Source organism: Bacillus sp. ES1-5, from assembly GCF_022487605.1.
Lineage (GTDB): Bacteria > Bacillota > Bacilli > Bacillales > Bacillaceae_G > Bacillus_A > Bacillus_A wiedmannii.
The window spans coordinates 1,062,848-1,075,672 of record NZ_JAKVPU010000001.1; the positions used below are offsets into that span (position 1 = coordinate 1,062,848).

Sequence of the window (12,825 nt, forward strand, 5' to 3'; positions counted from 1 at the left end):
TGGAATGACCTTTTAATTTATTTTAAGTCTTCAATTGAAAAGGCACCAGGCAGTAACTGCTCTACAGTCACTTCTTTTTCATCACCTTTTACATTCGTTAGTAAAACTGGCATTTTCGGTTCACAGAATTCAGCAATTACTTGTCTACAAGCACCACATGGTGAAATTGGTCCGTCCGTTTCGCCTGTAATAACTAAGTAACTAAAATCGCGCTCCCCTTCTGATACAGCTTTAAAGATCGCTGTTCTTTCTGCACAGTTACATAAACCGTAAGAAGCATTTTCTATATTACAACCAGTATAGATTTTACCTTCTTTCGTAACTAATGCTGCACCAACAGGAAATTTCGAATACGGAATATATGCTTTTGCTAACATCTTATTTGCTTCTTCGATATATTTTTTCTTATCCATATTATTTCCTCCTTAAAGTAAGTGTAATTATGATTAGTCAGTAATAACTGTATGAACTAATTTAGGAGCCACTGCTGTTTCAGCGATCGAAATGTTTTCATAAATTTTAGCTTTTACATCTTCTACATTTTCGCGATTTGCATAAATCGTTACGAACGGCTCGCCTTCTTTTACTGTATCGCCCACTTTTTTACGTAACATTAATCCTACCGCTAAATCGATTTCATCTTCTTTTGTTGCACGACCAGCACCAAGGAGCATAGCTGCGATACCAATTTCATCTGCAACAATGTTAGAAATAACACCTGAAGTTTTTGCAGGTACATCAATTACATACTTCGCCTGTGGCATTTTTTCTGGATTGTCTACAATTGAACTATCTCCGCCTTGATTGCTTAAGAACTCTTTAAACTTCTCAGTTGCTTTTCCATTTTTCATAACTTCAATTAGCATTTCACGAGCTTCTTCTAACGTATTTGCTTTTTTCGCAAGTACGACCATTTGGCTTCCTAATACAAGTACTAATTCTGTTAAATCTTCTGGACCTTCGCCTTTTAACGTATCAATCGCTTCTTTCACTTCTAGAGCGTTACCAATCGCAAAACCAAGCGGTTGTGACATATCTGAAATAACAGCCATTGTTTGACGTCCTACATTATTTCCGATACGTACCATTGCATGTGCTAATTCTTTTGCATCTTCTTCTGTTTTCATAAATGCGCCAGCACCTGTTTTTACATCAAGTACGATTGCGTCAGCACCAGCTGCAATTTTTTTACTCATAATTGAACTTGCGATTAAAGGAATTGAGTTTACTGTTCCTGTTACATCGCGTAATGCATAAATCTTTTTATCGGCAGGTGTTAAGTTTCCTGTTTGTCCAATAACAGCAACTTTGTCACGGTTTACAATATCAATGAACTGCTCTTTCGTAATTTCAACGTGGAATCCTTCTACCGCTTCTAATTTATCAATTGTTCCGCCTGTATGTCCTAATCCACGACCAGACATTTTTGCTACTGGTACATCTAAAGCAGCGACTAATGGTCCTAATACTAATGTTGTTGTATCACCAACACCGCCAGTTGAATGTTTGTCTACTTTAATTCCTTCAATTGCTGATAAGTCGATCGTTTCTCCAGACTCCACCATTGCCATCGTTAAATCTGCACGTTCGCGATCTGTCATATCTTTAAAGAAGATTGCCATTGCAAGTGCACTCACTTGATAATCAGGAATACTTCCGTCTGTATATCCATTAATAAAGAATTTGATTTCTTCAGTCGTTAATTCTTTGCCGTCACGTTTTTTCGCAATAATATCTACCATTCTCATTACAGTCACCATTCCTTTTTATATGATATGAATCTATTAAAATAATAAGCCTACAATTGTTGCTGATAAGAAACTTACTAATGTTGCACCGAAAAGTAATTTCAAACCAAACCTTGCGACTACATTCCCTTGCTTTTCATTTAAGCTCTTAACTGCCCCTGCAATAATTCCAATTGAAGAGAAGTTTGCAAATGAAACTAAGAATACAGATATAATCGCTGTCGTTCTATCTGAGAAATTAAAGTTTCCTTGTGCTAAATCTGTCATAGCGACAAATTCATTTGATACTAATTTTGTTGCCATAATATTTCCGGCATTAACTGCTTCATGCCAAGGTACACCCATAATAAATGCAAATGGCGCAAATACATAGCCAAGAATTTCTTGGAATGAAATACCGATTACACCTTTAAATACTGCATTAATGAATGCGATTAAAGCAACGAAACCGACTAACATAGCTGCTACTGTAATTGCAACTTTAAATCCATCTATAATGTATTCCCCTAATACTTCAAAGAAAGTCTTTTTCTCTTCTTCTTGTACTTCTAACATATCTTCTTCTTCAGTAACTTCATAAGGGTTAATAATAGAAGCGATAATAAAACCACCGAATAAGTTAAGCACTAAAGCGGTTACAACATATTGTGGTTTTAATAACACCATATACGATCCAACGATAGACATTGAAACGGTAGACATTGCAGATGCACATAGTGTATACATTCTTTTCTCTGGCAATAATCCTAGTTGTTTCTTAACTGAAATAAACACTTCAGATTGTCCTAAAATCGCAGAAGCAACAGCATTATATGATTCTAGTTTCCCCATTCCATTTACTTTACTTAATGCTAGACCGATAGATTTCACAATAATAGGTAATACTTTAATGTGTTGCAAAATACCTATTAAAGCTGAGATAAATACGATTGGCATTAATACACTTAAAAAGAACGAAAACTCTTTTTGATTTACTAATCCACCAAATACGAAATTCACACCATCAGCGGCATATTTTAATAACTCTCCAAAACCATCTGCTATTCCGCTAATTAATATATTCCCTACACTTGTATTTAATAATAAAAACCCCAAAATGAATTGTAATATAACCATCGTTATGATTGGGCGATATTTGACTTTCTTTCGATTATTACTAGCAAGCCAAGCGATACCTAAAATCAATACGAGGCCAAAAATACCGATTAAGTATTTCATAAGCCGTCTCCTCCCATTCGTATCCGCTTACATTTTTTTCAATTATTAGAGCAATAGATACACTTTAATTTGTGTATCTATTGCTTTTGACTTCATTAATGATTAGTAGTTATCTGTAGCACCTTTTGCATCATTTAATACGATTGCAACACTAGCACTTGCTCCAACGCGAGAAGCTCCAGCAGCTACCATTTTGTCTGCATCTTCACGTGTACGAACGCCACCAGATGCTTTTACACCAACGTTTGGTCCTACTGTTTTACGCATTAATGCGATATCTTCAGCAGTTGCTCCGCCAGTTGAGAATCCAGTTGAAGTTTTTACGAAATCAGCACCAGCTTTTACTGATAATTCACAAGCGCGTACTTTCTCTTCATCTGTTAATAGGCAAGTTTCAATGATTACTTTTACAAGAGCTTTTCCTTTTGCTGCTTGTACTACTTCATAAATATCTTTTTCAACGAACTCGTTATCGCCATCTTTTAAAGCGCCTACGTTGATTACCATATCAACTTCAGTTGCACCTTTTGCAATAGCATCTTTTGTTTCGAAAGCTTTTGTTTCAGTAGTGCTTGCTCCTAATGGGAAACCGATTACAGTACAAACGTCTACACCATGTCCAGCTAATTCTTCAGCAGCTAGCTTTACCCATGTAGGATTAATACAAACAGAAGCGAATTTATATTCCTTTGCTTCTTCGATTACTTTCATAACATCTTCTTTTGTAGTATTAGCTTTTAAAATTGTATGGTCAATTAACTTTGCAATATTCATTATCTTCACTCCTCATATCTTTTAACAACTTCATTCTAACCCTAAGTTGAACAAATGTAAATACACTTTTGAAATTTTGTTCATTCTTTTCGAAAAGGAATTTTCTTGTAGTAAATAAAGCGCATTCTAACTAAAAAACAATTCATATTTAAAATCAAAACTTTTATATTAACAATGGTAGTATGTATCTCAATATCCATAATTATTTTTAAAAAGGCAATTTGTATTCAAAAAACACTCCCATAATTCATGCATAGTAAAATAAAAGGCTTTCTCAAAATTAACATCTTGAGAAAGCCTTTTATTTTTAATCTTTTTGATAATGTAACAATTCCTTCGCCGTATGCTGATCAATAATTAATACATTTGCATACCCGCCACGTAACGCACCATCAATTGCTTTTATTTTTCTATTTCCACCTGCAACTAATATAGAACGTTTCTTTAATTTCAGTTCTTCTAACTCAATTCCAATTGTACGCTTATTAATTTCTTCGCTACTAATCTTTCCGTCTCCATCAAAGAATCGTGAACAAATGTCACCGACCGATTGTTTTTTGAGCAAATTCGTTTCATCCTTATCGAAATAACCTAATCGGAATAATAGCGCTTCGTCTCTCACTGTTCCTACAGTGAAAATTGCAACATTCGCTTGTTTCCCCATTTCGATAATGTGATGAATGTGTCGATCCTGCTCTACTAATTCTTTTGTCACTGCATTATCAAATATAACTGGAAGGGGTAGATTTCTTGGCGTCGTTTGAAAAGCATCTGCAAATAAAGCAATCGTTTCATTCGCATATGTATTTACACTCGAATGACTAATACCACCTTTTAACTGAACAACTTCTACACCTTTTACATGTTGTGGTACAATTTTTCTAGCGATTTCATACATCGTCATTCCCCAGCTTACACCAACGATATCACCAGTTTTAACCGTCTTTTCCATATACTCAGCTGCATATTTACTAATATACTCTGTAATTGTTGCATATTCTGGCACTGGAGAAAATACGACATGTGCCTCTAACAAGTTGTACTTTTCTTTCAGCAAATTCCCAACGTTATCTAAATCAGCAAATGGATCAGCTATACTAATTTGAACAAATCCTTTTTCTTTCGCGTACTTTAATAGTCTAGAGATAGTCGGCCTTGAAATATTTAATTTGTTGGCAATTTCTTGCTGACTATAATCTGACTGATAATATAGTCTTGCAACTTCAACGCTTAATTGTTGTTTATCTTTATCCATAGTAACTCATTACATATCCTTTCCTGTTTTTCCTTTTCGTTACAAGCATTATACAGCTTTATGCAAGAAATTTCGACTACTGAATTTTATCTAACTGAACTTCTATTACACTTAGTATTTAAAATGAAACTTTAATCAATGCTTTTTTATCCCTCTCCTACTGGCTATCTGCCCGCCCCCATAATGTAAGATTTTTTCTTATAAAGCAAACCGGTCAGGTTATTGAAGAAGTCAGTTTTAAAGTTCAAATTAGATATATATAATCAGTATGAAGGTGTGAAATAGTAGTTTTGGAATAAGTAAATAAGAGAAATAATCAATAGTGATTATTTCTCTTTTCATATACATATTTATTTTTGGAAAAACAATCTAACTCCAAATACTAATAATACCGCGCCTGTAATCCCCTCTATTGTACGGTTCACTCTTTCTTTTCTTAGAAAAGTTCTTAATTGGCGTATGAGTGAAATATAAAGCAAATACCATATTGCTGTCAAAGTCGTAAATGTGACTCCTAATACAAGAAATTGGAGGAAATGATTTTGATTACTTACAATAAATTGGGGTAAAAAACTAAGGAAAAACACAGCAGTTTTTGGATTTAAAATTGCCGTAGTAAATCCTTGTCTAAAGCTTTTAAGCGCTCCAATATCCTTAGAGTCCATTTCTACTGAACCTGACATATCTTCTTTTTTATATATGGCACTTTTAATTGACTTTACAGCTAAGTAAATTAAATAAAAAGCCCCAGCATATTTTATAAATGTAAATAACATAGCAAATTTCATTAGGATGGCAGAGAGTCCTAGCGTAGCCATTATTGTATGAATCATCATTCCAGATATCGTTCCTAAGACAGTCTTTATCCCACCATTTTTACCATGCGAGATAGTGTTTTTTGTAACTAGTGCAAAACCAGGACCAGGCATTATTATGATTAACATTGCCGTAAGGATAAATAACAAATAATTTTCCATGTTCTAGTATTTCCTTTCCAATTTTTAATTTTGCTTACATTATAGCTTTTTTCATTAAAACATTAAATATAAAAAGCTTGATCAGAAGTTTATCTAGGTTATTAGTATCGATTTGATTAAACATGACCCCAAAGCTACATTAATAAAACACATGGCAAATTTATATATCAAATTACAAGTCCCACTCTCACAAAAAACAGGATAAAAAAATAAACAGCAGAACTAGTCCACTGTTTACTTCGCCACGCCTTCATGTAATTTTTCTGTATAATCTTTTACATCTTTCCAGCTATCTTTTGCTGTATTTAAATCTTCTTTTATGAAGGTAAATTCTTCAGGACTGATTCCTTTTACGTTTTGTAGTAAATTATTGTATTTTGCCCCTACCGTATACCATTGATTTGATATATTTTGCAGTGCTGTAATTGCTGCATCAATTGTTTCTGTCATGTTTGTTGTTTTATTTTTCACATCAGTCAAAATTGCAACTTCTGCTTGTGCTCCTGAAATTCTATCTTTTAAATTGGCTATTTCTCTTTCTGCATTTGCGATATCTTTTTTCGCAATGGCAATCATCGGTCCACCAGCAAGACATGTTATTAATGCTACGCAAAGTACGCCACCAGCAATGACCATATCATTACTCTTTTTTATTGAATCGTTATATGTATTGATTTGTTGCTCTAGAGCTGGAATGCCAGCATTCGTACTTGCCAATATCGCTGTTAATTGATTTGTATCCTCTTTAAAACTATTTGTGTCTTTCGCCATTCTATCGCGAAAAGCTTTCAAATCCCCTAATAATACATCTACCTCATTTTGATTCTTTACAATATCCGCATACAACTTTTCTAAATCCACTTTTAACTTTCCGCTATCCTTTTGATCAATCGCTATTAACATGCTATTATAATACGCTTGAAAAGTATTATTGTAATTAATAATATTTTGATCTGTTTTCATAATTTGAGGCTTCATATAATTTAACCAATACGCTGCATTAGTTTTTGCATCTCTTTGGTGCTGAATCATATTTCCTTTAAACTCACTATTAATGGAACTTATTTTACTCAAATCAGTCTCTTGCTGATTTTGAATTAATTTTGCATATGAATCCATTGCAAATATGCTCGATGTCGTTTGCGCCATAACATCTTGGAATCCAGCTGGCCCTAGAGAATAATTTTTCACACTTTCTTGCAATGTTTTTACGTTTTGTTCTGCTGCAAAAGGATGTAAAGGAAATGCGTTACTCGTTGCCACCCCAGCAATCATTAACGTTAATAGACATTTTTTATAAAATCGTTTCTGCATTCTTTTCACCTATTTTCTTTATAAGGGTATAAAAAGCTCCTGCTCACAACTGAACAGGAGCTTCAAATCTTTCATCAATACGTAACGCTCTAACGATTTGTATTTGATTAAGCTTTTTTCGTATCTACTACTTTAATATCTTCAGCATAAATCTTTTCTGCATAGTCTTTAATGTTTTTCCAGCTATCTTTCGCAATGTTTAAATCTTCTTTAATGAAAACAAGGTCATTCGGACTAATTGAATCTACATTTTGAAGTAAAGAATTGTATTTTGATCCCATTGTGTACCATTGGTTTGAAATGTTTTGCAACGCTGTAATTGCAGTATCAATTGTATTTGTTAAATACTCCGTTTGTGTTTTAATGTTCGTTAACCCAGCTACTTCTAATTGAGCAGTTGTAACTTGTCCTGTTATTTTTTGAATTTCAGCTTGTGCATTGTCAAGTTCTTTCTTCGCTAATACGATACCAGCTGTACCACCGCCTACAGCTGCTGCACCACCTGCAATTAATGCGACTCCTAGCGGCGTTCCTGCACCTGTAGCAATAACTACTGCACCACCAATAATTGCAATTGGCCCTAGAGCTGTCGCAACTGATGAACCGATAATAATTGCATTATATTTACTAATCGCTTCATTGTACGTTGTAATTTGATTTTGCAGAAGCGGGATTCCTGCATCTTGACTAGCTAATATAGATGTAATTTGATTTGCATCACCCTTGAAGTTTTGCGTATCGGACGTCATTTTGTTTCGGAATTTCTTCAAGTCTTCTACTAACTGATCTACTTGCGCTTTATTTTCATTAATACTACTTGATAATCTAGTTAAACCTTTCGTAAGAGTCGCTTTATCTTTTGCATCTACCGCAGCAACTAAAGTATCATAATAGTTTTGGAATTTCGTATTGTAATTAATAATATTTTGATTCGTTGAAATAAGCTGTGGTTTTAATACATCTAACCATTGCTTCGCATTTCCTCTAGCTGTATCCTGGTGCTGAATTACTTTCCCTTTTAAAGCCGCATCAACAGACGATACATTACCAAAGTTAACATTACCTTGTTTAATAATTGTTAAAGCGTACAGATCCATTACTAAAGCGTTTGAACCTGTTCTTTCCATTGCATCTTTTAGGCCTTCTGGTCCTAATGAGTATTCCTCATAGTCATTATAAGCTTTTGCTACCGCATGAACTGGAGCCTGTTTCACTGCACTTTCAGCTGCATACGTATGGGCTGGCATGATGTTTCCTGCTGCAAATACTGCCATCAGTGCTGATAGAGCCATTACTTTATAAGGTTTTTTTGTCATTTTTCTTCTCTCCCTATATCGTTACTTATTTTTAATGTACTTCAACGTTTGTAACGTAATCTTCAAATTGGTTCGTTTGTTTATTCATTTCATCACTTACTTTTTTAATTTGATTGAAATGTTTTTGAAGTAAACTACTGTCTGTATACGTGCCTTCTTCAACATTCTTTTGAATTTGGATCATATTACTATTTAAAACTTTCCAATCCGTTAATAACGTTTCTAAAGTTGAGATTTGGCGATCAATTAGTTCTGTAAAGCTACTTACTTGATCTTCAACGAATGTAATTTGTGTTGCCTCTGCTTCAGTTTGTGATAACTTTTGAATAAGTGGTAATAGCTCTTTTTGTTTTTGCTGAATGCGAAGAGCTGCTTCTCTCGTTTGGCTATCTGCAGCATTTACAATTTCATTACTTAAAGTACTGATAGAAACGAAATCAATTGTTTTCGTTTGTGCAGTTTGATTTGTAATTGTAAATACTTGTTTACCGATATTAATAGAACCTTTAATAATTTCTTGAGGTCTATTCAAAATAGTCGTTAATTCCGCTTGAATTTCCCCTTGAATTCTTTTAATATCTTCTCGTAATTTCACAATATCTCCACTTGATCCTTGCAGTGTTTTTATTGCTTCATCAGCTTTAATTGATAAGTTGCTACTATCTTTGTCTAATACCGTTTTAAATCGATTTAACTCTAATAAATCTTGCTCCATACTCTCTTGGATACTTTGTACTTGCAATTGTAATTTTCCATATGCGCCTGTAAAATCTGCTTTTGCCTGTTCATCTTCATTTACGTTTCCTGCTAATTCATAGAGCTTACTATAATAACTATTAAATCTAGTACTATATCTCATCATCTCTTGATTTAAGTCGATCAGCTTCGGATTATATTCATCAATCCACTCTCTTACATTTGCCTTTGCAAACTTTTGATGATTCGTTAAACTACTCATTGCATTCACCTTAATGTCTGGCTGTTGTAAAATCACTAGTCCATATGCTTGTATAAGCGGTGACTGTGATCCTAACATTCTAATTGAATTGGATAATGTATTTGGAGCAATTACATTTTGTGCATATACTGTTTTCACTTCTGTTTGCCCCTCCTTGGCGTAAGCGCTTACAGGAATAAAACAACTCGTAGATACCGCTGTAACCAATAACCCTGTAATTAAAGTCTTTTTCACTTTAACTCCTCCTATGTATTAGCAACTATTACTATCGCATTTTATTATTCTATTTTCTTGCATATAGTTTGAGATGGTTAAAATAGAGAACGTTCTCATCATGACCCACGTATGAACCATCTCTCCCAACTTTTATTGCTACAGTACTTACTTATTGTTATAAAACGTTTCATATGTGATTAGTATGAATAATTTTGTATAAAATTTCTATTTCATAGACATTCCCACATTCATACAGTGAATATATTACATAAAAATATTATTCATTTTAAACTAAATAACGTACGTAAATATGAATTCCCGTTTTGTTTTCATGTAAGTTTTGTACTGTAAGGTCATTTAAACACAGCTATTTATCTATCGTAAAGGAGTATTTTCATTCCCTTTATTTTCAAGCTTTCTTGTCCTTATTCCAAAATATAATCCACTTCACTTTTTCAATTGAAATATCCATATATCACAACAAAAACCTCTACTTATTCATAGACATAAAAATTATATCGATATAATTTTAAGAGCCATATGCAATTATGCATAGTGCATACACAAAAAGGATAGCTTCACTTTCGTAAAGCTATCCTTAAAAAACCTTCTTATTTTTTCAAATGATATGGAACTGTCGTAATAACAACATTTCTTTTATAGAGTAAATACGCACGAATGAGTAAACTAGACTGATTATGAAGAATGTTATGCCAACCTTTTTTCGGAATGAACTGTGGTATAACGACAGTAACTCGGTAATTTGACTCACTCGCTTTATATTGTACTGTATCAATAAATTTTGTTAACGGCTGAATAATACTTCTATAATGAGAATGTAACGTAACAAGCCTTACTTCAGGTTGCCACTTCTTCCATTTCTCTTCAAATTTCTTTTCCTCTTCTCTGTCAAAAGCAACATATACAGCGATAACTTGATCTGCAGAAAGAGCCTTCGCATAGTTCAATGAATTTTCCACCACATGAGTCATGCCCGCTACAGGAACGACAATTACATTTCCCTCAATTGGAACAAGTGGTTCACAAGTTTTTAAACTTAATTGATCGCCCACTGCATCGTAATGCTTCTTAATTCTATGGAACAAGAAGATGATGGCAGGTAAGAAAATAAGGATTGACCAAACTTGTGCAAATTTAGTTAAAAAGAACATGCTCATTACGATAAAACTAATAACTGCACCAATTAAATTAACCGTTAATCTCAAAGCCCATCCTTCAGGTTTTTCACGAAGCCATTTTAATACCATACCCGTTTGAGAAAGTGTAAATGGAATAAATACACCTACTGCATATAACGGGATTAAATGTTCTGTTTGCCCTTGGAAAGCTACAATTAAAATAATCGAAGCTATCCCAAGTATAATAATACCGTTTGAGTAACCTAGGCGGTCTCCTCTAATCGTAAACATTCTCGGTATAAATTTGTCTTTTGCAAGGTTAACTGCTAATAGTGGAAATGCAGAATAACCTGTATTAGCAGCAAGAATTAATATTAAAGCAGTTGTACCCTGTATGAAATAGTACATGAAATTACGTCCAAAAGTTTGTTCAGCAATTTGTGAAACAACTGTTACTTCCTTACTTGGATTAATTCCGTAATAATAAGCTAAAAAGACAATTCCTGAAAATAAAACGGCAAGTAATGCACCCATTGCAAGCAATGTTTTCGCTGCATTGTTAGGTGCAGGATCCTTAAAGTTTGGAATTGCGTTAGAGATTGCCTCAACACCTGTTAAAGCCGAACTACCCGATGCAAATGCTCGTAGCAGTAAGAACAAACTAATTCCCGCAACCGGCGTTCCAATCGGCGTGTGTAAAGTCGGTGAAACGTGACCAGTTAAAATATTGTATATCCCTACCCCAATTAATATAAATAGTGCTAGAACGAATAAATAAACCGGATATGCTAAAACGGAAGCTGATTCCGTTACCCCTCTTAAATTTAAAATAGTAATCAATATAACAAATATAATCGCAATGATTACATTATGTGCATGTAAACTTGGAAAAGCTGATGTGAGCGCATCTGTACCTGCGGACACACTTACTGCAACAGTTAAAATATAATCGACTAATAAAGATCCTCCAGCTATTAACCCTGGATTCATCCCTAAATTTTCTTTTGATACAACATACGCTCCTCCGCCATGCGGGTAAGCGAAAATAATTTGTCGATAAGATAAAATAAGAGCAGTTAATAACACTAATACCCCAACAGCTATCGGAATGGAGTACCAATAAGCTATTGCCCCAAGACCTGCTAATGCAATTAATATTTGCTCTGGTCCGTATGCAACCGATGACAATGCGTCAGAAGATAAAATGGCTAACGCCTTCGTTTTATTAAGCTTTTGCTCTCCTAACTCAGTTGATTTTAACGGTCTTCCAATTAAAAACCTTTTAATAGATGAAACCAATGCTGTCCACTCTCCAATAATTTTGTACGAACGATTCTGCTAGTTACAGCGGATAAACAATTTCTTCAGAAAACAAAAATGTCTACAAGCCATAACGAAATAGACTTGTAGACATTATATTTTTTGTCGCACAAGCTCCACCTTCCTTCTCAATATAACGCTTACGAGGTTAGCTGTCGGATTCGGGCCTATGAGTAGCCCTACCTTTTTCAAGGATTCACCCCATTGGATTAAGTACTAATCCATAAGAACGGGTCCCCCGCACCATGCGGTTTCAGCGATTTAGAAAATTGAAACTGTGGATTATAATACTCCTTTATTTTCAAAATGTAAACAAAAATTTTGAAAAAGAAAAAATTTAAAATGATTGCGCATAATCCGCTGATAAGTATACATAATGAATACTAAAAAATCGATAAAGGAGACCCACATGTCTAAAGAAAAGAAGCCTATTTTTTCCGATTCCTATTTAGATGCATTAGCAAATGAAATTAATCAATTGTATGGGAAACGTGAACAGGAAATAAATTTGACAGATAGAACGAAAAGAAACAAATAAGTTGTCATAAAAAAAGAAAGCAATACACTTATATATTGCTTTCTTTTTTATT

At 34.0% G+C, this 12,825-nt stretch carries 11 protein-coding genes and 1 riboswitch; of the genes, 1 reads left to right on the top strand and 10 read right to left on the bottom strand.

Annotation, left to right across the window (positions count from 1 at the left end; genetic code table 11):
• Positions 1-17: 17 nt before the first annotated feature.
• From MKO96_RS05440 to MKO96_RS05485, 10 genes are all read right to left on the bottom strand, one after another.
• Positions 18-413, bottom strand: coding sequence for a cytidine deaminase (locus tag MKO96_RS05440; RefSeq protein ID WP_000358522.1), 396 nt, complete (start codon positions 411-413; stop codon positions 18-20).
• 33 nt (positions 414-446) lie between these two features.
• Positions 447-1,748 (bottom strand): pyrimidine-nucleoside phosphorylase, encoded by a 1,302-nt coding sequence (locus tag MKO96_RS05445; RefSeq protein WP_087980192.1) that lies wholly within the window; start codon positions 1,746-1,748, stop codon positions 447-449.
• A gap of 36 nt (positions 1,749-1,784) precedes the next feature.
• Positions 1,785-2,966 (bottom strand): NupC/NupG family nucleoside CNT transporter, encoded by a 1,182-nt coding sequence (locus MKO96_RS05450; protein WP_000876173.1) that lies wholly within the window; start codon positions 2,964-2,966, stop codon positions 1,785-1,787.
• A gap of 102 nt (positions 2,967-3,068) precedes the next feature.
• A complete protein-coding gene (gene deoC / locus MKO96_RS05455) occupies positions 3,069-3,740 on the bottom strand; it encodes a deoxyribose-phosphate aldolase (RefSeq protein WP_064476406.1) in 672 nt (223 codons plus the stop codon).
• A gap of 307 nt (positions 3,741-4,047) precedes the next feature.
• On the bottom strand, positions 4,048-4,995 hold the full coding sequence (locus tag MKO96_RS05460) for a DNA-binding transcriptional repressor DeoR (RefSeq protein WP_240586923.1): 948 nt from the start codon (positions 4,993-4,995) through the stop codon (positions 4,048-4,050).
• Between the two features lie 350 nt (positions 4,996-5,345).
• Positions 5,346-5,972: a LysE family translocator gene (locus MKO96_RS05465; protein WP_240586924.1), complete on the bottom strand. Its 627-nt coding sequence runs from the start codon at positions 5,970-5,972 to the stop codon at positions 5,346-5,348.
• Between the two features lie 234 nt (positions 5,973-6,206).
• Positions 6,207-7,286 carry a non-hemolytic enterotoxin NHE subunit C gene (nheC, locus tag MKO96_RS05470; protein WP_240586925.1) on the bottom strand — a complete coding sequence of 360 codons (1,080 nt, stop codon included), beginning with the start codon at positions 7,284-7,286 and terminating at the stop codon, positions 6,207-6,209.
• A gap of 107 nt (positions 7,287-7,393) precedes the next feature.
• Positions 7,394-8,602: a non-hemolytic enterotoxin NHE subunit B gene (gene nheB, locus MKO96_RS05475; protein WP_000162959.1), complete on the bottom strand. Its 1,209-nt coding sequence runs from the start codon at positions 8,600-8,602 to the stop codon at positions 7,394-7,396.
• Positions 8,603-8,633: 31 nt separating this feature from the next.
• Positions 8,634-9,794, bottom strand: a complete 1,161-nt coding sequence (nheA, locus tag MKO96_RS05480) for a non-hemolytic enterotoxin NHE subunit A (RefSeq protein ID WP_240586926.1) — start codon at positions 9,792-9,794, stop codon at positions 8,634-8,636.
• 593 nt (positions 9,795-10,387) lie between these two features.
• The gene (locus tag MKO96_RS05485) at positions 10,388-12,214 is read right to left on the bottom strand and encodes an APC family permease (protein WP_000254869.1); all 1,827 of its coding nucleotides are present in this window, start codon (positions 12,212-12,214) and stop codon (positions 10,388-10,390) included.
• Between the two features lie 143 nt (positions 12,215-12,357).
• Positions 12,358-12,504, bottom strand: a riboswitch (cyclic di-AMP (ydaO/yuaA leader).
• 140 nt (positions 12,505-12,644) lie between these two features.
• Between MKO96_RS05485 and MKO96_RS29365 the strand changes: the two genes are divergently transcribed.
• Positions 12,645-12,773: a hypothetical protein gene (locus MKO96_RS29365; RefSeq protein ID WP_000031869.1), complete on the top strand. Its 129-nt coding sequence runs from the start codon at positions 12,645-12,647 to the stop codon at positions 12,771-12,773.
• Positions 12,774-12,825 lie beyond the last annotated feature (52 nt).